We start from the raw sequence: 25,541 nt of genomic DNA, 5'->3' as shown, positions 1-25,541 counted from the left end.
GTCTCCTATGTGGTCGGGCCGGGGTGATCGGCGAGGAATGCGTCCAGTTGCTGCGTCGTCGGCATGGCCCGGGCGCAACCGGGTTTCGACACCACGATCGAGGCACAGGCCGAGCCGCGCATGACCGCGTCCTTCAGCGAATGCCCTGTCGCGATCGACGCGAGCAGACCTGCCATGAAACTGTCGCCCGCACCGTTGGGTTTGACGGCGGTAACAGGGTAGATGCCGGTTTGGATTTCCTGACTGTCCACCAAGGTCACCGCACCCTGTTGGCCCATTTTGTAGATGACGATCCGGCCGGGTTTTTCGGCCAGTTGTTTGGCCTTGGCGAACCCGTTTTCCATGCCACCGGCCATAAAGCCAAACTCTTCATCATTGCCGACGATCAGGTCACTGGCCTCTCCGGCGCGCGACAGGACGTCGGCGGCCACTTCGGTCGAGGGCCAGCTATAGGGGCGATAGTCGATGTCGAAGATAACGGGCAATCCGGCTGCGCGGGCGTTGTCGAAGGCGCGAAAGGTCGCGCTGCGCGACGGCTCGGCTGCAAAGACGGTGCCTGCTGAGATCACTGCGGAAAAGGTGGAATAGTCGACCGTGTCCATGTCCTCTTCGGTGACCTGGAAATCGACAGCCCCGTTGCGGTAGATCACATTCTGGAAATCCTCGATCCGGCTTTCATACACGGCCAGCGACATACGGTATTCGCCGCCCACGACGCGGATATTCGACGTGTCGACGCCATAATGGTGCAGCCGATTCAGGCAGAACCGGCCAATTGCGTCATCAGAAACCGAGGTGATCAGTGACGCCTGGCTGCCCAGCTTGACCAGACCCGCGCAGATATTGGCCGACGATCCGCCCAGATCAGCGTGGAACGTGTCGGCATCTTCGCTTTTGACGCCAATGGGATCGGCAAACATGTCCATGCCCGCGCGCCCGAACACGGCGAACCGGTTTCCTTTGATACCGTCTATCAAAGCGCTCACGTCGTATTCCTCCGGCAATCTGGGGTCAGCAAAGTTTGGACCTTGCGTTGAATCGATTCACACGATACTCATTTTGCAACCGGTTGCAAATGATATGTTCGGAGCCGTGACAGATGCCTGAAATCGGAATTGGAATTGTTGGCGGTGGCTATATGGGCAAGGCCCATTCCGTCGCCATGTCGGCTGTGGGTGCGGTGTTCAACACAGCACTTCGCCCGCGTCTTGAGATGATCTGCGCCTCAAGCCCCGAAAGCGCTGAACGGTATCGGGCGGCGTACGGATTCCGCCGCGCGACCGAGGACTGGCGGGTGCTGGTCAATGACCCGGCGGTCGAGGCTGTAGTGATCGCCTCACCCCAGAACACCCACCGCCAGATCGCCGAAGCGTCCTTTGCCTTGGGCAAGCCGGTGCTGTGCGAAAAGCCGCTTGGCGCGTCGATGCAGGATGGAGCAGCCATGGTAGCGGCCGCCGAGGCTGCCGGTGTCACCAACATGGTCGGCTTCAACTATGCCCGCACCCCCGCCACGCAATACGCGCGAAAACTGATTGCCGAGGGTGAGCTGGGCGACATCACTTGGTTCCGCGGCGAACATACTGAAGATTTTTATGCCGACCCCGAGGCCCCGGCCACCTGGCGCACAACCGGTATGGCAAACGGCACAATGGGCGACCTGGCGCCGCACATGATCAATGGCGCGCTGGCGCTGATGGGGCCGATTGCCGAGGTTATGGCCGAGGTCGAGACCGTTCACCACTCCCGCCCCGGCGGCATGGTAGACAATGATGATCACGCGCAGATCATGTGCCGGTTCGAAAATGGCGCGATGGGCAATATCTATGTCAGCCGCGTCGCGACGGGCCGCAAGATGGGCTACGCCTATGAGATTTCGGGCACCAAGGGCGCGCTGCGTTTTGATCAGGAGGACCAGAACGCCCTGTGGTTCTATCGCCGCAAAGGCCCCGAGGCGCAGCGTGGCTTCACCAAGATCCTGACCGGTCCGGCGCATCCGGATTACGAACCCTTTTGCCAAGGTCCGGGACACGGCACCGGCTATCAGGACCAGATCATCATCGAAGCCAAAGATTTCCTGCAGGCGATCCATACCGGACAGCCCATCTGGCCAACCTTCCACGACGGGCATGAGGTCAACCGTGTCGTCGCTGCGGCGCTTGTGTCATCTCGGCAACGACAATGGCAAAACATCCGCGATTACTGATCGCGAACGGCAAAACACTTAAGAGAGACAAATACCATGGCAAAGCTGAAATGGGGCATGATCGGTGGTGGCGAAGGTAGCCAGATCGGACCGGCACACCGTCTGGGCGCACAGGCCGACGGCATGTTTGAATTCGCGGCCGGAGCGTTGGATCACCGCCCCGACGTGGGTCGGGAATATGCACAACGGCTGGGTGTCGCCGCGGACCGCGCCTATGGAGGCTGGCAAGAGATGTTGGCCGGCGAAAAGGGTCGCGCCGACCGGGTTGATCTGGTGACGATTGCCACGCCAAACTCCACCCATTTCGAGATCGCTAAAGCGTTCCTTGAGGCAGGGTTCAACGTTCTGTGTGAAAAACCGATGACCATGACCGTGAAAGAGGGCGAAGAGATTGTGCGCGTGGCTGAGGCCTCGGGCAAGATCTGTGCGGTGAACTATTGCTATTCCGCCTATCCGATGGTGCGCCAGGCCCGCGCGATGGTGCGCACAGGCGACATTGGCAAGGTGCGTCTGGTCGTCACCAATTTCAGTCACGGCCACCATGGTGACGCCACTGATGCCGACAACCCGCGTGTCCGCTGGCGGTACGACCCGGCGATGGCAGGTGTGTCCGGCCAGTTCGCCGATTGCGGCATCCACGCGCTGCACATGGCCAGCTTCATCTGCGATGATGAGGTGAAGACCCTGTCCGCAGACATGGCCTCGACCATATCCAGCCGCGAACTGGAAGACGACGCCATGATCAATTTCCGGATGGAGGGTGGAACGGTTGGCCGCCTGTGGACCTCATCCGTGGCCATCGGGCGGCAACACGGGTTCGACATTCAGGTGTTCGGTGAAACCGGCGGTCTGCGTTGGGCTTCGGAACAACCCAACCAATTGATCTATACCCCTGTTGGCGGGCGCACCCAGATCATCGAAAAGGGTGAGGGGGGCCTGCATGATGAAGTGCAGCGCCTGTCCCGCGTGGCGATCGCGCATCCCGAAGGGTTTCCGCTGGCCGTCGCCAATATCTATTGCGACCTGGCCGATGCGATCCGGGGCGAGACCCGAGACGGTCTGCCCGGTGCATCCGACGGGGTTCGCTCGATTGCTGCAGTGCACGCGGCTGTGGCATCGGGCAAAGAGGACGGTGTCTGGAAAGATGCGCGCCCGCCGATGTTTCGATAATCAGAGGCGGGGCCGCAGCGTGCCCCGCTCAATCACCCGGCAGGGAAAAATCCGCGCTTCGGGATAGCGTTTGGGGTCCTTCAGCATTTCCTCGACCAGATCAACGGACGAGGTGATGATTTGCTTGATCGGCTGGTGAATTGTAGTGAGGTCTACGTTCTCCCACCGTGACATTTCCATATCGTTCAAGCCGATGATGCCGATATCCGCGCCAGGTTTCAGCCCGTGATCCCGCAGGGCCGACAGGGCGCCGATGGACAGGATGTCGTCACCGCAGAAATAGCCTTCGGCCGGGGTGCCAGCCAGCAGGCGCAGCATCTCGGCGCGACCAGCGTCAAAGGAATAGGCGCCTGCGAAGGAATGCGACACCTCAAGGTCGGGGCGTTTTTGCACCTCTTCCATGAAGCCGCGATACCGGTCCATAGCCGATGTCGCATCCTGCGGCCCTCCCAGATACCCTACGCGCCGATAGCCGCGCGCCAGAAGTTCCCGCGCCGCCATGCGACCGCATTCAACGTTGTCGATTCCCACGACGTGAACCTCGGGCGAGGTCGCTGATCGACCGAAGGTATGCACCACCGGCACGCCCGCGTCATGAAACGCCTTGGCAAAACTGGGCGGTAGGGTCGACGAGGCGACGATGGCGGCATCCACGGAGTATTGCCGCAGCATCTGCACCGAATTGGCCGGCTCGGTCTCGTCTGTCAGATTTACGATCAGCGGCCGCAGTCCACGTTCCTGCAGGGCACGGGTGAATTGGTCGAACACCTCAAGGAAGATCGGGTTGTGGAAGTTGTTGGAGATCAACCCGATCAGCTTGGTCCGTCCTGTGGTCAGCGACGAGGCCAGCGCGTTGGGACTGTAGCCCAGTTCCTTGGCGGCTTTTTCAACCTTGCTGCGGGTCTTGGGAGACACCGATGCACCCTCTGTAAAGGTGCGCGAAACGGCCGAGCGGGACACGCCGGCCAGTGCGGCGACATCTTTAAGGGTGACACTCATGACTGGCGCCCGCGGATCTGGGGGAGGCTGACAAGCGAATTCATGGTGAAATACTACGCGCCAAAGGCTAAAACTTGCAATCGGTTGCAAAGATCAGGACTAAATTATGCTGGGTCCGTGATATTTGCGCGATTTGTACAGGGAATGGTGGGTGTTGAGAGGCTCGAGCTCCCGACATCTTCGGTGTAACGAAGCGCTCTATCCTAATTCGCACGTGCAACAAGGAGCTGTTTTCCACTGCCGCAACCAGTGCTGTCTTAGAGATATGTCTATTGTTGTCAATGGCTTGAAGGCTACACAGTTTTCTGGTGGGTTCAATAGCGTATGACGACTCGCTGAGAACAGGTTTGTTACCGATCGAACTAAAACAACGAGTTGGTGCAGCGGAGGCGCAGCGCTGCATGCACCACTACAGGGGCTATGGGGGCAATTGTCCCAATGCGATCCTTGGATAGGGGCTCCAAAAAATGTGTTGCAAATTCTTGTTGGCCCTCACTGTTCAAGCAATAGATTACCAGTCCAAGTTTTCGCAAAGCAATTACGCACTAAGGCGGAACTTGGTCGGTGTCATTCCGGTCTGGCCTCGGAAAAAGCGAGTGAAATGGGACTTGTCAGAATAACCGAGCATCAGACCAATCTCCGCAATTGTCATCTGGTCTTCTTTGAGGTGCTCCTTGGCGACATCGACACGCAGCCGTTTGATTTCGCGGGGTAGCGTTGTGCCTTGTTGCTGAAGCGCTTTCAGAAACCGTTCCGGCTGTATTCCCAGCAATCCAGCCACCACCTCTGGTCCCAAATCGGTTTCGTCAAGTTTGTCGCGTAAGACAGATCGCAGAGCAGCCACCACGGTTACTTCTTCATCTTGTCGCGGTGAGGTTGTGGGCTTGGCAGAGCCCTCAGAGACATGGTGCAAAAACAACCATTCCACAGGAAAACTAATTTGCATTCCGGGATCAGTCCCAAGGCCGACTTCGATCCCTTGGTAGTCGACAGGCAGACCAGTAATATATCGGCTTTCCCAACGCACACGGGATGCCTCCCAAGCATCTCCGACGACGGTCTGCAATAAGCGTACATAGATTGCGGCACCAAAACCGGTCACCTGAATGGGTGGGACAGTTGGTTCCTGTTGCCTCTCGACACGATAAGTCGCTTTGTCTGCTTCAATGACAAGGCTGTGCCGCACAGAATTGGACTCCTGCGGTACAAGCCCAACAAAGCGGGTGAAAAACTCGAATAGCGTTTTTGTAGATTGCAAGGCTTGAGCGAACGGCGGCCATCCCTGTAGGTCAAACGTCTCCCCTACATTCAGTCCAAGGTATCGATCCCCTGACACCTCTGCGAAGGCATTCACCAAACCGTAGACCAACTCTGAGTGAACGAACACGGATGGGTCAGACAACAGTTCGGCTTTCAAGCCGATCTGATCCAATGCTGGTTGCGGATTGATCTTACGTTCGGTGAGGTATTGCAGAAACGGAGCAGCCAAGGAGAGGCGAATAAAGCCCTCGCTATGCTCTTCAGAGGTGGAGTTGAAAGGCAAGCTCGTCACTCTTGTTTGGATTAGTTTAACTCAGTGGCCATTTTTACATTCACATTCGAACATCCTAATTCAAAAGTGGCAACCGAGCCAAGATTTTCCGGACTACAGTTGGCAAAACATGAATATGAAGGGAGTACTTATGTCCGGTCTACGAATGTCCCTTTGCTCGACGGTTATCGTCGCTGCAGGTCTTTCTTTTTCAGCGTCCGCGCAGGCTCAGGATCAAGAAGAACCCCAAACGCTGTTTACTAACGTGTATATCTTCGATGGCGTGAATGAACAGCGCATCGAGAATGCCAGCGTATTGGTCGAGGGCAACCTGATTAAGGCCGTCTCAACCGATGCAATTAATGCCCCTGACGCCGCTGTAATTGACGGCGGAGGGCGCACATTGATGCCGGGTCTGATTGATGGGCACGCACACGTTATGATCAATAACGACTTTGGCCCAGTTGAACATAACATGACACCGTACGACATCGCCTACAACTCGGTGATAGTCATGGATCGCTTTCTGCAAGACGGGTTCACGTCAGTAAGGGATATGGGCGGTCCAGCTTTCGGTTTGGCGCGGGCTATCGACAATGGAACGGTTTCTGGGCCAAGGCTTTATCCCTCCGGCGCATTTATTTCACAGACTTCTGGCCATGGAGATTTTCGCGATCGAGCTGATCCTGGCTACAGCCCGAATGACGCGGGCGATCTGTCAAACTTTGAACGCATGGGTATTGGCACAGTCGCAGATGGAGTGCCTGAGGTATTGAAGGCAGTTCGCCTCAACCTTCGCAATGGGGCCAGCCAAATCAAGATCATGGGCGGCGGCGGCGGATCGTCGCGTTTTGATCCTATTGATACGACGCAATACTCAGAGGATGAAATCTGTGCTGCAGTTGAGGCCACTGCTGACTGGGGTACTTATATTGCCGCCCACACGTTCAACGACCGCTCGGTAAACCGGCTTCTTGATTGTGGCGTCAAAACTTTTGAGCATGGTTTTTTTATCTCAGAGGCCACCATGAAACGGATCGCAGAAGCTGGCGCTTTTGTAGTTCCACAAATGTGGGGGATTTCTCCGGACCTTGCCAAAAATCCATTGATGCCACCAGACAAGATTCCTGAAGTCAGTGCGCTTGGGAAGGAGTATGCAGACTTTGGAAGGAACCTTCTCAAAAACGGTGTGAAAGTCGTCTTTGCATCGGATTACGTAGGTAAATTCGAAGATGCCGAGCGTGCCCGCCGTTACGAAATTTGGTGGCGCACTCAAACGTTTGACAGCAATTTTGAAGTATTGAAACAGATGACATCGATAGCGGGTGAAATGCTTGCGTTGTCTGGCCCCAGAAATCCGTACAAGGATGGCAAACTTGGCGTAATCGAGGAAGGTGCTTATGCGGATATCATCCTTGTAGATGGTAACCCACTGGAAGATGTCACGGTGATCGGTGGCAATACGGCTTGGTTCGACGCTGATCCGGAATGGAAGCCAATCGAAACGATCAATGTTATCATGAAAGACGGTATCATATATAAAAATACACTGAACTGACCCCAAAACTCGGCTGGAGGGTATTCATGTTCCATTGGTTTTGCTCTGCAGTATTTGCTGGGTTGGTCTGGTGCAGTCATTCCGCCATGGCATCGCCGGGAGCTATGCTTGACTGGGCTGATCTCCCTGACCCATCCGTGCAAGTATTTGAAGACCCCTATCGCGATCTCAGCCCCGAGCAGTTTGACGATGTCCTCTTTGTCGTTCGCTTGCGCGGCAGGTTGCAGCAGGACGCTGGCAGCTCAGATGAAAGGCAAAAATGGCAAGAGCTTCTGACCGAGACCGAGGACGCCTTGGCGGCAGATGGTATTGATGTCGACTGGCTACTCGATCAGCGAGAGGCTGTGAAGGAACGGCGAAAAAAAGCAGGAACAAACGGAAATCCGCAATTCGACGGTCAAACAATCACACTCGCGGGCTTTGCCATTCCTGCTCCGAGTGATCCGGACGGTCGGCCAGTGGCGTATTTGGTGCCAGAACGCGGGATGTGCAGTCACATGCCTCCGCCTCCTCCCAACCAAATGATCCGTGTGCGGTTGAACGACGATTGGTCGCCCAGCTATTTCCATGAACCCGTTCGTCTGACAGGCACGCTGACGATTGATCCTTCTGTTCAGAATATGATGGTTGTGGACGGCCTCATGCCAATGAATGCGACATTCCAGTTGGAGACGGAACGTGTCGAAACTCTGGAAACTGAAGCAGACAGGCTGGAATGGAAGCAGCGTGCCGCTGATCGCATCCGGGCGGCAGGCAATCGCAAGACCGGCGGGGCAAAGGCGTCTGAATGATAAGACTTCTGGTTGCCGCATTGAGCATTGCCTTCGCTGGCGCAGCGTCGGCTCAAGGTCTGTCCGGGCCCTCTTCGGTCGAAGCTGATCTAGAGCCCGGAGATGGGCTGACCGACCCACAATATCGTTCCGATTTTCCACGCAATGTCGCACCGGGTTGGTTTCAGTGGAAAGACCGGCTGGCTGAGGGTGGGTTTCGGTTCAATATTGACTACCTGGCGCTAGGCCAAACCACGAATGCTGATCTGGGAACCGGTGAAGCGGCCAGCGGAATCGCGCGTTTCTATGGGAATTGGCAGGCAACGGAACGTGGTTCCCTGACATTCAAGATTGAAGATCGGCACAGCTATACCGATGTTGCCCCGCAGTTTCTTGGTCTGGATGGTGGAGCCCTTTCGATCACGGGGACAGCCTTCAACGATAATGGTTTGCTATTGACCAACCTGTTCTGGACCCAAAGGGCCGAGAACGGGTCGTGGACGCTGCAAGTCGGCCAGATTGATGTAACGGACTTTGTGGATATCTATGGGTTGGTAAGCCCCTACAGTGGATTCCAAAACCTGTCTTTCAATACCAACCCCACACTTAACGCGCCCAACCCGGGCCTAGGTATTGCCGGTGGGGTAAAGCTGAGCGAAAACTTCTACGCTGTGGCGAGTGTCTCAGACGCAAACGCCGACCCGTCCGATCCAAACTTTGATGTGTTTAGCGACGGCAATCTCTTCAAATCACTCGAACTTGGTTACACCTCCGGCTTTGATCGCATCTACTTCGACAATATCCATCTGACCCTCTGGCATGCGGATGCGGCTGACGATGGTAGCCGTCCAGAAGATTATGGCGCTGCGTTTTCAGCCGCATGGTTTGTCGGCAATAGGTGGATGCCATTCTTCCGAGCTGGGGCTTCAAAGGGGACGGCAGCACTCTATGACCGTTCCGTTTCTGCCGGTCTCGGCTACTATGGTCGCAATACCGATTTGGCCGGGCTGGGCCTGAACTGGGCCGAGGCAAGAGGCATAGACGGCGATCAGTTCACGCTCGAAGCATTCTACCGTTTTTCAATCTCACCCGGACTGCAGATCACGCCATCACTGCAGTTCATTTCTGACCCGCTGCTGAATCCCGCTCAGGATAGCATTACGCTGTTTGGCCTAAGAACCCGGATCGTTTTCTGAGGTGGATCGAAAGTGGCAGCTAAGATCAAAACAGTTAGCGAGGTTCCGTCATGAAGACCCTTTTAGCCGTAGGCGCCATTGCGATCACTTTTGGTGGCGCACTACACGCCAGCGAGGAAAGCAAGACTTGGGATGCGTCAGAAGAGGCGAAGCAATTCGTGCAAGACACCATCGTCCTCGGCATGTTGGCCAGCCCCTACGGCACTGGTTGGACCGACTACGACCAGCTTCATACCTACTTCGCGCGTGCTCGGGACAACGGTATTACGGGACACGAGATGACGCTGGCTGCTGCGGATATGTCTTTCGAAACCTTGCTTGACCAGCACTACCATTTCCGGGCTGCCATGGCCCAGCAGCCAGAAAACTATCTCATCGTGAATGAAACCCGCGACATCGAAGCGGCCCATATCCAAGGCAAAACAGCCGTCATCTGGAACAGCCAAACCGCGACAATCCTGAACGGCGATCTAAAGAAGATGGCGTTGCTCAAGGATATGGGGATCAAAAGTATGATCCTGGCTTACAATGATATTTTCCGCACTGGTTCTGGGCAGTTGGCGGCCTACAACGGTCGCGACATTGGTCTGACGCCTTGGGGGAAGTCGGTCATCGATGAAATGGTGCGGTTCGGTATCTTGCTCGACCTAAGCCACACGGGTTCAAAAACGGCCAACGACGCCATGGATTATATGGATGAGACCTATCCCGGCGTGCCCTATGTCTATACGCACTCTGTCCCAGCTGGGCTTTATGCGAACGAACCCAATGCCACGACACGCGGTTGTTATCGGGCCATTCCCGACGATGAGGCGCTGCGCGCGGCCAAATCGGGCGGCTACATTTCTCCGACCTTCACCGAATGGATGATGGACGGCGTTTGGCCTGAGGATATCTCACCCAAGCAGGCCGCTGATATGATCGACTACTATGTCCAACTTGTCGGGATCGACCATGTCGGCATCGCGACGGACGATATGTTCTCGACCGAGCTTGTCGTGCAGTTCGCAACTGAAAACGCGAGCATGTACGACGATGGCGGCTACATGATCGACGCGTTCAACAAAGGAGCCACCGGTAACGGCGAACTTGCCAAAATCCTTGCGGCGATTACCGATGACCTTTGGGCGCGGGGCTATTCAAACGAGGACCTGGCAAAGATTTATAGCAGCAACAAGATGCGGGTTTATGCGCAAGTTTGGGAAAGTAAACCACCCGAACAATTCCTGAAAGAATACCCCGAGCGTCTGCGCCTGAGACAAGAACTTCGTGATGGGTTCTACTCGCGTTAAACTTTCGGGAGCTAGCCCAATGAAGATAGATGCCAACCCTTACGGGCGAGGCTCACGCCCCGCACTTTGCTAGGTTGTCTCGCTTCCAAAGAGGTTGCAGGTTGCTGTAGTAGCAAAGTTCGATGAGGTGCTCCAAACACAGTGCGGCCGAGAGAGGGGTAATTTGGTTCACTTCCCATTGGCCATACCGATCCCAGTCATGCCGTCCGAGAACTGGGTCTCTATGTGCCGCGTTAGTGTGTCTTTTGAACAGCCGACCGAGTTAGACGGTTTAGCCCGACCCAACAGCACTTGCCCGGATCGGTTTAGCGCCCGTGTGTTCGTTAGACGAAGGACTAACGTCATTACCCAATGCTTGAGAAATGAACGGCAAGCGACTGGACAACCAAAATGCACAAGGGACACTTGTTGTCGCTGGAAAGGGTGAGGGTGATCCCTGATGGCGCACTCGGGAGAGTTCGACCACCCTGCGCTGTATCAAGTCGATTTAAGCAAATTCTATGGCTGCCAGCTTCGCCACGATGTGATCAGTCTGCAGGTGGGTGTAACGCATCAACATCCGCAAATCGCGATGTCCGCTGATCATCTGTACTTGCGCAAGCGATAACCCACTTTCCACAAAGCGGGACACCGCCTCGTGTCGAATGTCATGAAATGTAAGATCAACCACGCCTGCCCGTTGCCTGAGGCGTTCAAAGGCTAATCGCACAGAGTTGCCAGACAGGGGTAAACACCGCTCGTCACCGCGTGGCAGGTCCATCAATACGGCAACTGAATTTGGGCTGAGTGGAACAGTACGGGCGCGACCATTTTTTGTTTGGGGCAGGAACACTGTTCGACGCTCAAGGTCTACATGCTTCCATTGTATCGACAGCAATTCCCCTCGGCGCATCCCGGTCGCCAAGGCCGGTGTCAACAGTGGCTTTGTCAACGGGGACCGAGATTGGTTCACGGCACCCAACAAAGCCTGCCATTCTCCTTCCTGCAATCGCCTCTCGCGGCGGTTGTCGATCTTGGGTCGTCGGACAAGCTTGACCGGGTTTCCTTGAGGCACGTTTTGCCCCCAATTCTCACAGGCGACATCAAGAGCGTGCTGCAACCAACCCGGTTCCCTCACCACAGTCGCCGCCTTCATGGATTTAATGCGCTGGTCACGATAGTGGACAAAGTCAACGGATCGCAGCTTGCTGACCTTTCTGCTGGCTAACTTGGAGTACTTACGCAGCACTTCTCCAAGGGGCATCTCGGATGCGCTCACACCGGGGGGTGGGGTTATCAATCTTCTGTCCGCGCTCAACTCCGTCTCTCGTGCCCACTTCGCCGCATCAGCACGCTTAATAAAAGACTTGGATCGGGATTGCCCGTCCTTTTGAACCGTCGCCTGCCACTTGCCCCTAGGTTTTTTTACGATTGGTGCCATGGTCCATATCTCCTGTGTTGGAGACATCTTTTCCGTTTAAGTGCAGCGGACACAGTTTCGTGCGCGGCCCAGCAAAAGGTGCTAGTCGCGTAAGACCTTGATACATTGTGGGGAAAGGATGGTGGGTGATGAGAGACTCGAACTCCCGACATCTTCGGTGTAAACGAAGCGCTCTACCAACTGAGCTAATCACCCGTGACGGTGCATGTAGCCAAGCCAGCGCGCAGGCGCAAGAGGGTCAGACATTTTTTCTTTGGTGTAACGCCCGGACAGTTTGATTTCGTTGATGCTGATTAACTTCGTTCTTTTTGTGCAGCCCACGCCCTCGGTCCGGGGAAAGGCGCTTGCGTGTCATATGCGCCCTCAGATATCCCCGAAGGGACTGCAACCTTCCAGACGGGAGAGCACATGATCCTTTCCCTTGCCCGCCGATGTGCAATCGCAGCCTTGGTGTTGGGCACATTGACACTGGCCCCGATACGGGCCGGAGCGGCGGAGGTTTTAGTTTTTGCCGCCGCAAGCCTAAAAAATGCACTGGACGAGATCGCGCCGGTTTTCGAACAGCAAACCGGGCATGAGGTCACGGTGTCCTATGCAGCCTCGTCCGTATTGGCGCGGCAGATTCAACTGGGCGCACCTGCGCAGCTGTTCATTTCTGCGAATGTGGATTGGATGAATGTTCTGCAGAACCAGGAATTGATCGACGCGGACTCGCGGGTGGATTTGCTGGGTAATGGGTTGGTTCTGATCGGCGGTGCAGATCAGGATCAGATCGGCCGGATGCAGCCGGATGTCGATCTGCCTGCGAGGCTTGGGAACGGGCATCTGGCGATGGCGCTGGTCGATGCGGTGCCAGCGGGAATTTACGGCAAGGCGGCGCTGCAGAACCTGGGGTTGTGGGAGGATGTACAGACCCGGATCGCACAGACCGACAACGTTCGCGCGGCGCTTGCGCTGGTTGCGGCCGGAGCCGCGCCGCTGGGGATTGTCTACCAATCGGATGCGCAAGTCGAAGACCGGGTTCAGGTTGTAGCATCGTTCCCGCCCGAACTACACCCGCCGATCATCTATCCGGCAGCGGTGACCGCGTCTGGCACAACCGCAGCTCGGGCGTTTTTGGATCACCTGCAATCGGATGCCGCCGAGGAAGTTTTTATAGCACAGGGCTTTGCCCTGCCGGATCGCTGACTCATGGGGTGGTTGGGGCCGGCAGAGCTTGAGGCGCTCAGACTTTCGTTACGCGTGTCCTTCTGGGCGACGCTGGTGACCTTGCCGTTTGGCATTTTCGTGGCCTACGCATTGGCCCGCTGGCGGTTTCCCGGCCGCCAATTGCTGAACGGGCTGGTGCACTTGCCGTTGATCCTGCCGCCGGTGGTAACCGGGTATCTGCTGTTGTTGACCTTTGGTATCCAGGGCCCGCTGGGTAAGCTGCTGGCTGAGTTCGGCATCGTCGTGGCCTTTCGCTGGACCGGCGCGGCGCTGGCTGCAGGGATCATGGCATTTCCGCTGATGGTGCGCGCCATTCGCCTGTCGATCGAGGCGGTGGACCCCAAGTTGGAGCAGGCTGGGGCGACACTGGGTGCATCGCGGCCCTTTGTATTTGCCACCGTCACACTGCCGATGATTCTGCCCGGCGTGGTCGCTGGTGCCATTCTTGCCTTTGCCAAAGCGATGGGAGAGTTCGGGGCCACGATCACCTTTGTTTCCAACATCCCCGGCCAGACCCAAACCCTGCCGTCGGCAGTCTATGCCTTTTTGCAGGTACCTGGGGGCGAGGGCGCAGCGACGCGGCTGGTCGTGGTGTCGATCATCATCGCCATGGGGGCGTTACTGCTGTCGGAATATGTCGGTCGCCGCGCCGCGGCCAGAGTGTCCGGGTCATGAGCCTGTCTGTCCGCTTGCAGCACGATCTGCCCGATCTCACGCTGGATCTCAGCTTTGATGCGCCCTCGGGCGTGACCGTTTTGTTTGGGCGCTCCGGGTCGGGCAAGACCACAGTGGTCAACGCCGTGGCCGGTTTGCTGCGCCCCAAGGCCGGGCGGGTCGCTGTGGACGGGTGGGAGCTGTTCGATACCGAGCAGAACCTCTGGCTGCCGCCGCATCGCAGGCGGTTGGGCTATATCTTTCAGGAAGGCCGTCTGTTCCCACATCTGACGGTGCGGCAGAATCTGTCCTATGGCCGCTGGTTTGCGCCGAAACGAGCGCGCCGCGAGGACCCGGACAAAGTGATCGAGATGCTGGGCATCGGACATTTGCTGGACCGCCGCCCTGCAGGCCTGTCGGGCGGGGAAAAGCAGCGCGTGGCGATTGGGCGAGCCTTGCTGGCCAGCCCGCGGCTGATCCTGGCCGATGAACCTCTGGCTGCGTTGGACGACGAACGCAAGGCTGAGATCCTGCCCTATTTTGAACGGCTGCGGGATGAGGTCTCGGTGCCGATTCTCTATGTCACACATTCTGCGGCCGAGGTCGCGCGGCTGGCGACCTCAGTGGTTGCCTTGCAGGATGGCAAAGCGGTTCGGCATGGTCCGGCCTCCGAGGTTATGGCCGACCCGTCGATCGCCCCGGCCGGGGTGCGGGCCGTGGGGGCGGTGCTGAAAGTGCGGGTTCGGGATCATCACGCCGACGGGCTGACCGAACTGGATGCCGGTGACGCGCGCCTGTTCCTGCCGCGCATTCCGCATCAGGTGGGGGAAGAGCTGCGCATCCGCATTCCGGCTCAGGAGGTGATCCTGTCCAGCAAACGCCCCGAGGGGCTCTCTGCCCTGAACATGCTGGCTGGAACGGTCGATACGATCCGCGCGGGTGAAGGGCCGGGAGCTATCGTTTCGGTCCAAACCCCGGCAGGCCCGGTGTTGGCCCGCGTTACCCGCCGCTCGGTCGAGGCGCTGGGGCTGGAAGCCGGCAAGCCCTGCTATGCGGTTATAAAGACGGTTGCCCTGGCGCCGCAGGATGTTGGCGGTCGGCTGAGCACCCGCTGAGCTTGGACTTTACTCAAAAGCCGTGCCTCCTATGATATATGGTAACGTTCGAATATGTTTCAGGCCAAGGATTTGTTGCTATGCGGTTTTTAAGAATTTCAGGCGCAGTTGCCCTGCTTTTGCTGCCAACGGTGGCGCAAGCCGTCGGAATTGGTTTTGCAGTCAGGCCCGGGTATCGTGCGACGGTCACGCAGCTGGACAATGGCAATTACCAGGTGGCCACCCATGGCTCGTCAGCGGCAATCGCCTACTGGTGCGGCATCGGAGATTTCGCCATCCGCACCCTCGGGCTGCCGACGACCCAGCGCATTTACGTCGCCAAAGCCTATGACAAGCAGACGCGTACAGTGCAGTTTTCGCTGACACCGCCCGAAGGCGGCGACACCTCGAAAAGCTATTCGATCACGGTCAGCCGCGTGGGTGAGAATATGTCGGCATCCGGTGCACAGAGCCATTGCTTTGACAACATCATGGATTTTGACTTCTGAGTGAAATCAGACCCACTTGGCCAAGGGGGGCAGGCTCATCAGTACTGCGTCCGGGTCGTGGCCGGTTTCCAGCCCGAACTTGGTGCCCCGGTCGTAAACCAGATTGTATTCGGCATAGAGACCGCGATGCACCAGTTGGGTGTTCTTGTCGTCATCGTCAAACCCCTGCACGCGGCGCTTTTCGACCAGAGGCACGAAGGCAGGCAAAAAGGCCCGGCCAATATCCTGTGTCAGCGCGAAATCCGCCGCCCAGTCACCGGTGCAGTAGTCATCCATGAAGATGCCGCCAACGCCTCGGGCGCGTTTCCGGTGTGGGATATAGAAGTATTCGTCAGCCCATTCCTTGAGGCGGGGATAGTGCCCCGGCCCGTGCGGGTCCAGATGTGCCTTTTGTGTGGCGTGGAAATGGGCGGTGTCTTCATCATATTCGATACAGGGGTTCAGGTCTGATCCGCCTCCGAACCACCATGCGTGTGGCGTCCAGAACATACGGGTGTTCATATGCACGGCCGGAGCATGCGGGTTCTGCATGTGTGCGACCAGCGATATGCCCGAGGCCCAGAAACGCGGGTCATCAACCATGCCGGGAATGCCCTTGCGGGCAGCCATGGCCTGCTGTGCCCGCTCACCCAGCGTGCCGTAGACGGTCGAGATGTTGACGCCGACCTTTTCGAAAACGCGGCCACCGCGCATCACAGACATCAACCCACCACCCGCGTCCGAGCCGTCCTCGGATTGGCGCTTGGTTTCCTTGACCTCGAACCGGCCGGGTTTTGCATCCGAGAATGGCCCGGTGTCGTGGCTGTCTTCCAGGGCTTCGAATGCGGTGACGATCTGGTCGCGCAGTTCGCGGAACCAGGCAGAGGCGGTTGATTTTTCAGTGTCGAACATGGGGATCAATGGGCCGGGGCTGCGACGGGATCCAGCAAGGTGCGGCCGCCGTCAATGGTCAGGATCTGCCCGGTGATGAACCCGGCGGCGTCCGAGGCCAGATATTGCGCCGTCTCGGTCAACTCGGTAGGCGCGGCGATCCGGGCCAAAGGGGTGTGTTTCTCGATGTCGTCGCGAAAATCGCGGTTTTCTTTCAGGGTGGATTGCAGCGAGGCACTCATGACCGAGCCCAGAGCGATCGAGTTAACCCGGATACGGTTCGGGGCCAGAGCCACTGCGAGTGAGCGGGTCATCTGGTCCAGCGCGGCGGTCGACACGGAATAGGCCATCAGATCAGGGTGCGTGCGCCGGGCGGCAATTGAGGACAGGTTGATGATCGACCCGGCCGGGTTTTCGTCGTCGTCATCGGCTTGCTTGATCATCCGTTTGGCGACCAACTGGCTCAGCCGCAGGGCAGGCATCAGGTTCTGGTTCAGCAAGGTACGCATTGAGTCATCTTCGGTATCCAGCGGATCGGAGGGAATCACCTGCCGCGCGCCGTTGATCAGGATGTCCACCTGATCGAACGCGTCGATTGTGGCGGACAGCAGGTTGGCGATGGTCAGCTTTTCCCGCAGGTCCCCGGCAAAGAAACGGATATTGCTGTCGTCGGCCTGTTCGCCAAGTTCTTCGGTCAGCCGTTTCTCGTCCATGTCGGCAAACATCACATTGGCGCCTGCATCCGCAAAGTGACGCCCGATGGCCAGCCCGACGCCGTTGGCCCCGCCGGTCACGATTGTGGTTTTGCCAGCTATGGAAAAGGACATGCGTAAACTCCTGAGTTGCGGCGCAGGTTAGCCGGGATCACCGCCGAGGGCGAGAGGCATGAAAGACCTTGAACCGATTGTCGCCGGTCACTTCTTCGACACGGGCAAAAGCGTCGGTCAGAGTGGTCTCATAGGGCAGGTGACGGTTTGCAACCATCCAAAGCGCACCGGTGCGAGTCAGGTTCTTGGCGGCCGACCGGATGAAGCCTTGCCCCAGCTCCGGTTCGGCGCTGCGGCCGGTGTGGAACGGCGGGTTCATCACCACTGTGTCGATGGGTTCGGGGGCAAGCCAGGTCACCGCATCGGCCCAGTGAAACTGCGCGCGTGGGTCAGCCACATTGGTGCGGGCGCAGGTGAGGGCGGTGTGGTCGGCCTCGACCAGATGCAGAGCTTTAAGACCCGGAGCCTGCAATACCCCGGCGGACAGGAACCCCCAACCCGCGCCAAGGTCGGCAACCCGAGCGCCCAGCTTGTCGGGCAGCGCCGCCAGCAACAGGGCCGAAGCCGGATCGATGCCATCCGCCGAGAACACCCCCGGCGCGGTCTGATATCCGTCCGCGGTCTTTTGGTCGGGCGCTGCCCAATCCGCAAAGGCTTGGCGATCCGACCGGAACCAAAAAATCTTGCCATGGGCTTTGGAGAATGGCCCCTCGACAGCAACGCGTTTGCGGATGTCTTTTAACAGGCTGTCCACGCCATCGGTCTTGGCGCCGTCCACGACAACAACTCCGCTGGCGCGGGTGCAGGCCTTATGCACCATCGAGCGGGCCAATGCCTTGGCGCGGGGCAGGATCACGATGGCGTCCTGACAGGGCTCATCCGTTTCGGGAATGACCGAGAACCCCTGTTTGGCGAAGTGATCGTGAAATGGCTTGAACGGTTGCACCACCTGCGTCTCGCTGGGCAAGGCCGACAGGTCGCTGCTTGCGATTGGTCCAAGCACCGTCAGCGGTTGCGACAGCGAAAGGCCGCTTTGCAGGGCAAGATTAAGACGAGGAGACATGAGCGATTTCGAAAGAGCAGCGCGGGCTTACTCTTCCCGCTCCATGGTGCATTGCAGAGGGTGTTGATGCCGACGGGCAAAATCCATGACCTGACCTACTTTGGTCTCGGCGATCTCGTGGCTGAACACACCCACGACCGCGACGCCTTTTTTGTGGACGGTCAGCATGATCTCGAACGCTTGTGCGTGGGTCATGCTGAAGAAACGTTCCAGCACATGCACGACGAACTCCATCGGGGTGTAGTCGTCGTTCAGCAGCAGAACCTTGTACAGCGGCGGACGCTTGGTCTTTGGGCGCGTCTGCACCAGGACCGACGAGTCAGGGTCGTCGTCGTCCGGTTTGTCAGACATGATCCATTGGTGTTCAAGCATTGCGTTCTACTGTCCGATTCAGGCTTCGGTTTATCTGTGCGCTTATATAACGTCGTACTGGCCAGAGAAAAGAGCCAGCAGGACGTATTCGACATGGGCCAAAACCTTACCACAATCGGCTTCGATGCGGATGATACTTTGTGGCACAACGAGCGTTTTTTTCAGCTCACACAGGCTCATTTCACCGATTTGCTGGCAGATCATGCCGAGAAGGATCATCTGTTGGAGCGTCTGCTGGCGGCCGAAAAGCGCAACATTCGCCACTACGGGTACGGAATCAAAGGCTTTACCCTGTCGATGATCGAAACCGCGATCGAGGTGACGAATGACCGGGTTCCGGCTTCGGTCATCCGCCAACTGGTCGAAGCCGGGCAAGAGATGCTGGCCCATCCGATCGAGCTGCTGCCTCATGCACGGGAGGCGATCGAGGGTGCGGCGGCGACTCATCAGGTGGTGCTGATCACCAAGGGCGACCTGATCGATCAGGAGCGGAAACTGGCGCAGTCCGGATTAGGAGAGCTGTTCGACGGAGTTGAAATCGTCTCTGAGAAGACACCGCAGACCTATCAGCAGATTTTCGAACAGTACGAGGGCGGACCTGCCTCGGCCATGATGGTCGGCAATTCAATGCGATCCGATGTGGTGGCCCCGATTCAGGCGGGGTGCTGGGGCGTGTATGTGCCGCACGGGCTGGTATGGGAGGTCGAGCAGGCCGAAACGCCAGCCGAGAACCCCAGGTACCGCGAGTTGCAGGACTTGGGCCAGCTCTTCGACCTTGTTCAGCGGCTCGGCTGATGTTGCCGAATGGTCTCAGTTTCGAAAATTCGACACAGAGCGGCGGCATTTTTCGGTCACATTCATGGATGTGGTGGGGCAGGGGACGTGTTTGGCCATATGTTGTAGGTCATCCAAAGGATAACCAAACAGCGATTTGATGAGCTTTTGGTTTATTTCATTGGATCTCTGTGCTAGCCTCAACGGCAATAAAAAAATTAAATGCCGACCGGGAAAACCTGGCGGCCCGAGGTAGACAGAGGCAAAGATCGTGCAGGTTCGGCGGACAGTTCCGGCCCGAATGGGCTTATTCCTTATAGCATTCTTGTGGCTGCTCTCCTTTGCGCCGTTGCAAGGGGTGGCCGCACCCTACGCGGCAATGGTGATCGACGCGCGTACCGGTGAGGTTCTGCATTCACGAAATGCCGACACAAGGTTGCATCCGGCGTCACTGACCAAGATGATGACGCTCTACATCGCGTTCGAAGCGGTGCGGAACGGGGAAATCACGCTGGACACACCGGTGCGTATCACCAAGAAAGCCGCGTCCGAACCGCCATCGAAACTGGGTTTGCGCACAGGACAGAAGATTGCCTTTCGCTATCTGATCCGCGCTGCCGCAGTGAAGTCGGCCAACGACGCGGCCACCGCCATCGGTATCGCCATCAGCGGGTCTGAGGCCGCCTTTGCCCGGCGTATGACCCGCACTGCCAAGGCAATGGGGATGAGCCGCACCACGTTCAAGAACGCGCATGGTCTGACAGAATCAGGTCACCTGTCCACCGCACGGGACATGACTACGCTGGGTCGTCATCTGCTGTATGATTACCCGCAGTATTACAATCTGTTCTCGCGGCAATCGACCAATGCCGGAATCAAGACGGTTCCGAATACGAACCGCCGCCTTCTGGCTGCCTACAAGGGCGCGGACGGTATCAAAACCGGCTACACCCGGGCTGCGGGCTTCAACCTTGTGGCTTCTGCCAAGCGCAAGGATGAACGGATCATCGCCACCGTGTTCGGCGGCAAATCCGGCGCATCGCGCAATGCCAAAGTGGCCGAGCTGCTGGATATGGGTTTCCGTCGCGCACCGTCGCGGGCACCGATCCGCAAACCGGCCCGTCCGACCTATGCCGGGAATGTCGGGTTGGGCGCGACTGTCGCGGCTCTGACCGGAGCACCGAAAACCAGCCTGCGGCCGGTGCTACGTCCGGGGCCAGGTGCCGCCGTACAGGTGGCTGGCACCGTTGCAGCGACCGCTGCCAAGAACGGTGCGCGCATTCAGAACGGTATCGCCGCAGCCATCGCCGCGGCGGATGTCCAGCCAGCAACAGACGGAACGGCGCGCCCCGCTGCGCGGCCTGAGGGTCTGGTTCTGGCGTCGACCGACCTGACCGTGCAGCCCGAGCCTGAACAGGAAATCGTTACCCGACTGTCCACCTCTGGCGGGCATTTATGGGGCGTCAATGTGGGCCGCTATACTACCCGATACGAGGCGGAAAAGGTTTTGCTGAAAACCGCCCTGTCGGAAATGACCACTCTGGAAGGGACCTTGCGCAAGGTGAACCAAAACTCGCGCGGGTTCGAGGCAACGTTCCAGGGCATGACCCGCGAACAGGCTGATCTGGCCTGCCGCAGGCTTCAGGCCCGGAATGTCACATGTTTCATGATCGGGCCGTCATAAGATCCGACATATACTCTCCTGAATGGGTCTGGCTGCGAGTATCCTCGCAGCCTCTTTTTTACAGAACGCCTTAGTCGAACACGTGGCCGTGCTGATATTGCTCATCCTGCCCGGCAGCGGCGGTCAAAGCGGCCACATTGTCCTTGGTAAAGAACCCGTCATAGTGATGGCAGCGCTCGATATACTCGGTGATCAGCAGCGTGTTCTTCGAGTGTTTCGAGAAAATCTGTTTCAGGTTCGGGTCATCTTTGCATTCACCCACCACATGCGCCAGGAACGGTACGCCCTTGTCCTTCAGCGTGTTGACCACGAAATCGACGTTCTTTTCACCCGCGTTGTGATCACCATCCTGAATCTCAACCGCCATGTGATGCAGGCGGCGACCATAATTGCGGACAAAATCCTCGGTTGGCATGGGTAGTTGCTCGAAGGAATTGACAAAAGAGGGTGTGTTGTTAGCCGTGAAAACCTTGGCGGGTGATTTCTTGTCATCATCCACATTGGCATTCCGATTCACATTGGTCGACGAATTCATGTCAAAGATGTTGTACGCCCCCCAGAAATAATAGGGCACCACAGTCAGGAACTCGAGGATCGCGTCCTCACGCTCACCGGCCAGAATGCGGGTGGCGAGGTGATCGATCCCCAGCATCAAAGGTGAGATCTTGCTGTCCGCCCCAAACGCAGCGACCTGATCCAGTTGCGCTTGTTCTGCATCGCTCAACAGCACGCGATCCCCCAGCCGCAAACTGTCGGTGTCGTTGAAGTCCAGCGTGGAATAGCCGACCCGGTTGCAGGTAAAATCGGACGGGGTGGTGAAGCAGAACCCATCCTGCGTGTAGAACGGGTTTTCTGTATCGCCGCTGTATTCAATGCGGATGTTCTGATCTTCGAGCGTTTTGCTGAGGGTTTTCAGGTCAGTCGCACCATAGATTTCTCCGACGTAGCGGGTCTGCGGCGTGTTACGTGCAAGCGGATACATCCGGTTGATGCGTGGGATGAAGTCCTCAAAGCTGGGGTTCAGCGGGGCCATCACGATCATGGCAGGGTAGTCGGGATGCGAATGCAGGATCGAGAACTTGTGGGTCTGACCCATATAGGTGGCCGTGTGGCGATACGGGGTCATCACATAAAGCTCGATCAGCGTTTCGAACAGTGCCGTGGTTTCTACCTGCAGGACAATTGCCCGCATTGGCCCAACCTGATCGGCTACGCCCGAGCTGGTGCGCCGTTCGTAGATCATTGGCAGGTATTCGTTGAAGAAGTCCGAGTTCTTCTTGTCCCCGCGGGGTTGGTAAGACATCAAATCGAAAGACATTGATAAACCTCCTTGCGCATACCCGGTGGCAGTCGGGCGCGGCCTTGCTTGGATTTCCAACAATCAGAACATGCACTTGCGGTCATGCTAGGGTCAGAATTCCAAGCGGGCAACAGTAAGAAGGTATGGCGATGTTCTTACTTTCGCATGGCTATTAGGTGAATTGTGTCACCTCGACCCCGCCTGCGATCAGGTTTTCGCGCACCGACCGGGCGATTTGCACTGCGGTCGGCCCGTCGCCATGAAGGCAGATCGTATCGATCGAGGTTTCAAGTTGTTTGCCGGATTCGGTGATGATGGCGCTTGCGCGGACCATGTTCAGGATACGCGGCCCGGCAAGCTCTGAGTCATGGATGACCGCGCCGGGCAAGCCGCGATCCACCAGAGTGCCGTCATCATTGTAGGCGCGGTCGGCAAAAATCTCGCCGACCCATTTGCAGCCAATCTCACGCACGGCCTCTTCTTGTTTGGTGACGGCCAAAACCATGATGATGATATCCGGGTCCACGTCCAGCGCGCCCAGATAACAGGCCCGCGCCATGTCGATATCGACCGAGCACATATTGGCCAGCGCTCCGTGCAGTTTCAGGTGTCGGACTTTGGTGCCAACTGCCTTGGCCATCCCTATCGCCGCACCCAGTTGATAACGCACCAGATTGCGCAAGCTGTCATGGGGCACCTTCATGTTGCGGCGACCAAACCCCTGCAGGTCGGGAAAGCCGGGATGCGCACCGATGCCCACTCCGTTCTCAGCCGCCAGTGTCATCGTCTTTGCCATCACATCCGGATCGCCCGCGTGAAAGCCGCAAGCTATATTGGCCGATGTGATGATCTTCAGCAGGCTGTCATCATCGCCCATTTTCCAAGGGCCATAGCTTTCCCCCATATCTGCATTCAGATCGACGCTGGGCATCGGCAACACTCCTTACTCGGTGGCAGAGATCATTCCGCCGATCAATTGGTAGGACAACAGGTCTGGTATGTCATGTGGGTTCCGGACCAGAGGTTCGACCCGCGCCCGCAGTCGTGACAAGTCGGACAGATAGGTTGCGTGCAGGGCGACAGCTTCCTCCATTGTCACGAATTGGAACTGTATCTGCCCACCCGAGGGGGTCTGCGCTGCTTGGGGCAGGTCACAGGGCAGGACGGTGGCAATCCGGGGATACCCTCCGGTGGTCTGGCATTCGGGCAGAAGGATAAAGGGGTTACCGGTGCCGGTCATCTGGATGTCACCGGGGGTGATTACCTCAGACAATATGTTCAGCTGACCTTGGGCAGCGAAGCCCTCACCCTCGCTGTTCAGTTGCATACCCATCCGGTTCGCCCGTGTCCCGCGCCGAAATACCGTCCGGGTAAATCGGTTCAGTGTGTCTTGCTCGAACAAGGCGGTTTGAAAGCTGGCAACTACGCGCAGGGTGCCACCGGCGAACCGATCCTCCGGACGCAGCTTCATTCCAGCGTTGCCCGCGTGCGGACCGGCCGGCAGCATGTCACCCTTCTGCACCGCGCGCCCGACCTTCGCGGTCAAATGGGCCGAGCGCGACCCCAGAAACCGTGGCGCATCAATCCCGCCTCCGACATGCAGATAGCCGTATGTTCCTTGTGTGACCGCACCGATTGTCAGCTTCTGCCCGGCCTGCAAGGCATGAGAGGCGTTCCAGAGGATCGGCGTGCCATCGATGTTTGCCTGCATCGGCGCACCGGACAGAGCGATGTTGACTGGCTCAGTGGCCTCGAACGTGCCGCCCATGCCTGCCATTTCCAATGCGGCGCTATCCGGGCTTTGCCCCAACAGCGCTGCGCCTTCATGAAGGGCCAACTGATCCGCCGCGCCAGACCGCGACAGACCCTGATCCAGATATCCTGTGCGCCCCTGATCCTGCACTGTGCAGGCAGGTCCGATCTGATGCACTAGCAGGCTCATGCGGAGATCTCCGTGCAGGACGCGCCGCCCGTGCCATCATTGGTCGCGCGGATGGCCTCCAGTTCGTCCCGGCTGACCGGAAGAAATTGCATCTCATCACCGGGGCGCAGGGCAAAGCTCTGCTCGGCTTCGGGGCGGAAACACCGGAACGCGGTCTGGCCTACATGCCGCCATCCGGTGGGGGTTGGCCCCGAAAACAGCACAAATTGGGAAATCGCCAACACCAGAGCCCCCTCGGGGACCATCGGCGTCAATTCCGGGAGGCGCGGAATGTTGAACTCGGGCCCCAGCGGGCCGAGATAGGGCTGACCGGGCGCAAAGCCGATGGTGAGCACGCGAACGCGGGTATTGCCGAGGCGATTGATGGCTTCGTTGGATGACAGCCCCGCGGCGGCTGCGGCCTCATCCAGTTGCGGCGCAAGCTCGCCGCCGTAAACGGTCGGCACCTTCCACAGACGACGCCCGGCCGGTAGCGGCGCCTGATACCAATCCTGTCGCTCCAACATCTGCGCCAGACGCGCCTCGATTTCAGAGTGTGGCAATCGAATTGGATCGAACCGGATATAGGCCGAAGCAAGCGAGGCCGATGTCTCGGCCACACCTTCCCAATTCAGAGAGTCGACAGCGTTGCGGAACGCTAGGGCGGCACGATTAGAAGATTCCGACATCGTATCGCCAAACGAAATCAGCAGACCGTCCAGACCAATGGTTTGGATGCGTGGGAAAGGGGCTACCTGCTTGGGTGTCATCTCATAATGCGTTCGAACGTTTCTTTGCGGCGAGGTGATCTTATCCCGGGCCAATGCGCAAGCCCCGGGCTTGGACCCGAGCGGCTTTCTAAGTCTAAAATGCGAGTCGAGTCGGGAAAACTGGCCGAATTCTGGGTGACCGAGTCGGGCTGGCCTTGTAGGTGCGGAAGGCGGACTCACTATATATAGAGTGGGCGTGGACGCGGCCGGGTCATGGCTTTGTGGTGGATCACCGGCTTTGGGGTGTGTTGGCAGGGATCGCCCAGCCGGAAGGTTCCATAAGCTATTGAAAATAAATCAATAATAATAAAATGGCAAAAAAATTGCGCAGGATGTGATTTTCTGCTTGCGGCTAGTGCTGGTTATACTTAGAACCCCCTTCACCGGCGCTGCTGAGGCGGTGCTGACGGGTTGG

24 protein-coding genes and 1 tRNA gene are annotated in these 25,541 nt (G+C 57.9%); 12 read left to right on the top strand and 13 right to left on the bottom strand.

What is annotated here, in order from left to right; all coding sequences use genetic code 11:
- Positions 1–5: 5 nt before the first annotated feature.
- Positions 6–986 (bottom strand): 5-dehydro-2-deoxygluconokinase, encoded by a 981-nt coding sequence (iolC, locus tag AC2FEE_RS04585; protein WP_496863370.1) that lies wholly within the window; start codon positions 984–986, stop codon positions 6–8.
- A 113-nt stretch (positions 987–1,099) separates the two neighbouring features.
- On the opposite strand from iolC, the gene AC2FEE_RS04580 reads away from it, so the two are divergent.
- Positions 1,100–2,203: a Gfo/Idh/MocA family protein gene (locus tag AC2FEE_RS04580; protein WP_496863368.1), complete on the top strand. Its 1,104-nt coding sequence runs from the start codon at positions 1,100–1,102 to the stop codon at positions 2,201–2,203.
- Between the two features lie 36 nt (positions 2,204–2,239).
- The gene (locus tag AC2FEE_RS04575) at positions 2,240–3,373 is read left to right on the top strand and encodes a Gfo/Idh/MocA family protein (protein WP_496863367.1); all 1,134 of its coding nucleotides are present in this window, start codon (positions 2,240–2,242) and stop codon (positions 3,371–3,373) included.
- On the opposite strand, the gene AC2FEE_RS04570 is transcribed toward AC2FEE_RS04575, so the two are convergent.
- Positions 3,374–4,372, bottom strand: coding sequence for a LacI family DNA-binding transcriptional regulator (locus tag AC2FEE_RS04570; RefSeq protein WP_496863365.1), 999 nt, complete (start codon positions 4,370–4,372; stop codon positions 3,374–3,376).
- A gap of 538 nt (positions 4,373–4,910) precedes the next feature.
- On the bottom strand, positions 4,911–5,915 hold the full coding sequence (locus AC2FEE_RS04565) for an AraC family transcriptional regulator (RefSeq protein WP_496863364.1): 1,005 nt from the start codon (positions 5,913–5,915) through the stop codon (positions 4,911–4,913).
- On the opposite strand from AC2FEE_RS04565, the gene AC2FEE_RS04560 reads away from it, so the two are divergent.
- From AC2FEE_RS04560 to AC2FEE_RS04545, 4 genes are all read left to right on the top strand, one after another.
- Entirely contained in the window at positions 5,905–7,461 is a 1,557-nt protein-coding gene (locus tag AC2FEE_RS04560) for a metal-dependent hydrolase family protein (RefSeq protein ID WP_496863363.1), read from the top strand. The genes AC2FEE_RS04565 and AC2FEE_RS04560 overlap by 11 nt on opposite strands.
- An 86-nt stretch (positions 7,462–7,547) precedes the next feature.
- A complete protein-coding gene (locus AC2FEE_RS04555) occupies positions 7,548–8,252 on the top strand; it encodes a DUF3299 domain-containing protein (RefSeq protein ID WP_496863361.1) in 705 nt (234 codons plus the stop codon).
- Positions 8,249–9,427 carry a carbohydrate porin gene (locus AC2FEE_RS04550; RefSeq protein ID WP_496863359.1) on the top strand — a complete coding sequence of 393 codons (1,179 nt, stop codon included), beginning with the start codon at positions 8,249–8,251 and terminating at the stop codon, positions 9,425–9,427. Before AC2FEE_RS04555 ends, AC2FEE_RS04550 begins: the two co-directional genes overlap by 4 nt.
- A gap of 50 nt (positions 9,428–9,477) precedes the next feature.
- Entirely contained in the window at positions 9,478–10,719 is a 1,242-nt protein-coding gene (locus AC2FEE_RS04545) for a dipeptidase (protein WP_496863357.1), read from the top strand.
- Between the two features lie 487 nt (positions 10,720–11,206).
- Here the strand turns inward: AC2FEE_RS04545 and AC2FEE_RS04540 are convergent, their stop codons facing one another.
- Together AC2FEE_RS04540 and AC2FEE_RS04535 are read right to left on the bottom strand one after the other, a co-directional pair.
- Complete coding sequence (locus AC2FEE_RS04540; protein ID WP_496863355.1) at positions 11,207–12,139, bottom strand: site-specific integrase; 933 nt, start codon at positions 12,137–12,139, stop codon at positions 11,207–11,209.
- 119 nt (positions 12,140–12,258) lie between these two features.
- Positions 12,259–12,334 (bottom strand) — tRNA-Val (locus AC2FEE_RS04535).
- 213 nt (positions 12,335–12,547) lie between these two features.
- Here AC2FEE_RS04535 and modA point away from each other — a divergent pair.
- From modA to AC2FEE_RS04515, 4 genes are all read left to right on the top strand, one after another.
- A complete protein-coding gene (gene modA, locus AC2FEE_RS04530) occupies positions 12,548–13,327 on the top strand; it encodes a molybdate ABC transporter substrate-binding protein (RefSeq protein WP_496863353.1) in 780 nt (259 codons plus the stop codon).
- Positions 13,328–13,330: 3 nt separating this feature from the next.
- Complete coding sequence (gene modB / locus AC2FEE_RS04525; RefSeq protein WP_496863351.1) at positions 13,331–14,023, top strand: molybdate ABC transporter permease subunit; 693 nt, start codon at positions 13,331–13,333, stop codon at positions 14,021–14,023.
- Positions 14,020–15,117, top strand: coding sequence for a molybdenum ABC transporter ATP-binding protein (gene modC / locus AC2FEE_RS04520; protein WP_496863349.1), 1,098 nt, complete (start codon positions 14,020–14,022; stop codon positions 15,115–15,117). The genes modB and modC overlap by 4 nt, the downstream gene beginning before the upstream one ends.
- A gap of 80 nt (positions 15,118–15,197) precedes the next feature.
- Positions 15,198–15,605 carry a hypothetical protein gene (locus tag AC2FEE_RS04515; RefSeq protein WP_496863348.1) on the top strand — a complete coding sequence of 136 codons (408 nt, stop codon included), beginning with the start codon at positions 15,198–15,200 and terminating at the stop codon, positions 15,603–15,605.
- 6 nt (positions 15,606–15,611) lie between these two features.
- Here the strand turns inward: AC2FEE_RS04515 and hemF are convergent, their stop codons facing one another.
- From hemF to clpS, 4 genes are read right to left on the bottom strand one after another with little or no spacing between them, the layout of a single operon-like run.
- A complete protein-coding gene (gene hemF / locus AC2FEE_RS04510; protein WP_496863347.1) occupies positions 15,612–16,496 on the bottom strand; it encodes an oxygen-dependent coproporphyrinogen oxidase in 885 nt (294 codons plus the stop codon).
- 5 nt (positions 16,497–16,501) lie between these two features.
- Entirely contained in the window at positions 16,502–17,302 is an 801-nt protein-coding gene (locus tag AC2FEE_RS04505) for an SDR family NAD(P)-dependent oxidoreductase (RefSeq protein WP_496863345.1), read from the bottom strand.
- 37 nt (positions 17,303–17,339) lie between these two features.
- Positions 17,340–18,305 carry a class I SAM-dependent methyltransferase gene (locus AC2FEE_RS04500; RefSeq protein WP_496863344.1) on the bottom strand — a complete coding sequence of 322 codons (966 nt, stop codon included), beginning with the start codon at positions 18,303–18,305 and terminating at the stop codon, positions 17,340–17,342.
- A gap of 27 nt (positions 18,306–18,332) precedes the next feature.
- Positions 18,333–18,677: an ATP-dependent Clp protease adapter ClpS gene (clpS, locus tag AC2FEE_RS04495; RefSeq protein ID WP_480596463.1), complete on the bottom strand. Its 345-nt coding sequence runs from the start codon at positions 18,675–18,677 to the stop codon at positions 18,333–18,335.
- 93 nt (positions 18,678–18,770) lie between these two features.
- On the opposite strand from clpS, the gene AC2FEE_RS04490 reads away from it, so the two are divergent.
- Positions 18,771–19,472 carry an HAD family hydrolase gene (locus tag AC2FEE_RS04490; RefSeq protein WP_496863343.1) on the top strand — a complete coding sequence of 234 codons (702 nt, stop codon included), beginning with the start codon at positions 18,771–18,773 and terminating at the stop codon, positions 19,470–19,472.
- Positions 19,473–19,752: 280 nt separating this feature from the next.
- Complete coding sequence (locus AC2FEE_RS04485) at positions 19,753–21,135, top strand: D-alanyl-D-alanine carboxypeptidase family protein (protein WP_496863342.1); 1,383 nt, start codon at positions 19,753–19,755, stop codon at positions 21,133–21,135.
- 70 nt (positions 21,136–21,205) lie between these two features.
- On the opposite strand, the gene AC2FEE_RS04480 is transcribed toward AC2FEE_RS04485, so the two are convergent.
- The 4 genes from AC2FEE_RS04480 to AC2FEE_RS04465 all read right to left on the bottom strand — a co-directional run bounded on the left by AC2FEE_RS04480 (position 21,206) and on the right by AC2FEE_RS04465 (position 25,126).
- Positions 21,206–22,453, bottom strand: coding sequence for a hypothetical protein (locus tag AC2FEE_RS04480; RefSeq protein ID WP_496863341.1), 1,248 nt, complete (start codon positions 22,451–22,453; stop codon positions 21,206–21,208).
- 154 nt (positions 22,454–22,607) lie between these two features.
- On the bottom strand, positions 22,608–23,366 hold the full coding sequence (locus tag AC2FEE_RS04475) for a LamB/YcsF family protein (RefSeq protein WP_496863340.1): 759 nt from the start codon (positions 23,364–23,366) through the stop codon (positions 22,608–22,610).
- Positions 23,367–23,378: 12 nt separating this feature from the next.
- Complete coding sequence (locus AC2FEE_RS04470) at positions 23,379–24,377, bottom strand: 5-oxoprolinase subunit C family protein (protein WP_496863339.1); 999 nt, start codon at positions 24,375–24,377, stop codon at positions 23,379–23,381.
- Positions 24,374–25,126: a 5-oxoprolinase subunit B family protein gene (locus AC2FEE_RS04465; protein ID WP_496863337.1), complete on the bottom strand. Its 753-nt coding sequence runs from the start codon at positions 25,124–25,126 to the stop codon at positions 24,374–24,376. Before AC2FEE_RS04465 ends, AC2FEE_RS04470 begins: the two co-directional genes overlap by 4 nt.
- Positions 25,127–25,541 lie beyond the last annotated feature (415 nt).

It is taken from the genome of Ruegeria sp. YTSC199 (assembly GCF_059609725.1).
The sequence above is the reverse complement of the archived record's forward strand: the minus strand, read 5'-3'. Positions and strand labels throughout refer to the sequence as shown.

What these genes read in the sequence shown, in the direction of transcription:
- AC2FEE_RS04580 (WP_496863368.1), top strand. Translation starts at nt 1,100, where the DNA reads ATGCCTGAAATCGGAATTGGAATTGTTGGCGGTGGCTATATGGGCAAG.
- AC2FEE_RS04575 (WP_496863367.1), top strand. Translation starts at nt 2,240, where the DNA reads ATGGCAAAGCTGAAATGGGGCATGATCGGTGGTGGCGAAGGTAGCCAG.
- AC2FEE_RS04570 (WP_496863365.1), bottom strand. Translation starts at nt 4,372, where the DNA reads ATGAGTGTCACCCTTAAAGATGTCGCCGCACTGGCCGGCGTGTCCCGC.
- AC2FEE_RS04555 (WP_496863361.1), top strand. Translation starts at nt 7,548, where the DNA reads ATGGCATCGCCGGGAGCTATGCTTGACTGGGCTGATCTCCCTGACCCA.
- AC2FEE_RS04550 (WP_496863359.1), top strand. Translation starts at nt 8,249, where the DNA reads ATGATAAGACTTCTGGTTGCCGCATTGAGCATTGCCTTCGCTGGCGCA.
- AC2FEE_RS04545 (WP_496863357.1), top strand. Translation starts at nt 9,478, where the DNA reads ATGAAGACCCTTTTAGCCGTAGGCGCCATTGCGATCACTTTTGGTGGC.
- AC2FEE_RS04540 (WP_496863355.1), bottom strand. Translation starts at nt 12,139, where the DNA reads ATGGCACCAATCGTAAAAAAACCTAGGGGCAAGTGGCAGGCGACGGTT.
- modA (WP_496863353.1), top strand. Translation starts at nt 12,548, where the DNA reads ATGATCCTTTCCCTTGCCCGCCGATGTGCAATCGCAGCCTTGGTGTTG.
- modB (WP_496863351.1), top strand. Translation starts at nt 13,331, where the DNA reads ATGGGGTGGTTGGGGCCGGCAGAGCTTGAGGCGCTCAGACTTTCGTTA.
- modC (WP_496863349.1), top strand. Translation starts at nt 14,020, where the DNA reads ATGAGCCTGTCTGTCCGCTTGCAGCACGATCTGCCCGATCTCACGCTG.
- AC2FEE_RS04515 (WP_496863348.1), top strand. Translation starts at nt 15,198, where the DNA reads ATGCGGTTTTTAAGAATTTCAGGCGCAGTTGCCCTGCTTTTGCTGCCA.
- hemF (WP_496863347.1), bottom strand. Translation starts at nt 16,496, where the DNA reads ATGTTCGACACTGAAAAATCAACCGCCTCTGCCTGGTTCCGCGAACTG.
- AC2FEE_RS04505 (WP_496863345.1), bottom strand. Translation starts at nt 17,302, where the DNA reads ATGTCCTTTTCCATAGCTGGCAAAACCACAATCGTGACCGGCGGGGCC.
- AC2FEE_RS04500 (WP_496863344.1), bottom strand. Translation starts at nt 18,305, where the DNA reads ATGTCTCCTCGTCTTAATCTTGCCCTGCAAAGCGGCCTTTCGCTGTCG.
- clpS (WP_480596463.1), bottom strand. Translation starts at nt 18,677, where the DNA reads ATGCTTGAACACCAATGGATCATGTCTGACAAACCGGACGACGACGAC.
- AC2FEE_RS04490 (WP_496863343.1), top strand. Translation starts at nt 18,771, where the DNA reads ATGGGCCAAAACCTTACCACAATCGGCTTCGATGCGGATGATACTTTG.
- AC2FEE_RS04485 (WP_496863342.1), top strand. Translation starts at nt 19,753, where the DNA reads ATGGGCTTATTCCTTATAGCATTCTTGTGGCTGCTCTCCTTTGCGCCG.
- AC2FEE_RS04480 (WP_496863341.1), bottom strand. Translation starts at nt 22,453, where the DNA reads ATGTCTTTCGATTTGATGTCTTACCAACCCCGCGGGGACAAGAAGAAC.
- AC2FEE_RS04475 (WP_496863340.1), bottom strand. Translation starts at nt 23,366, where the DNA reads ATGCCCAGCGTCGATCTGAATGCAGATATGGGGGAAAGCTATGGCCCT.
- AC2FEE_RS04470 (WP_496863339.1), bottom strand. Translation starts at nt 24,377, where the DNA reads ATGAGCCTGCTAGTGCATCAGATCGGACCTGCCTGCACAGTGCAGGAT.
- AC2FEE_RS04465 (WP_496863337.1), bottom strand. Translation starts at nt 25,126, where the DNA reads ATGACACCCAAGCAGGTAGCCCCTTTCCCACGCATCCAAACCATTGGT.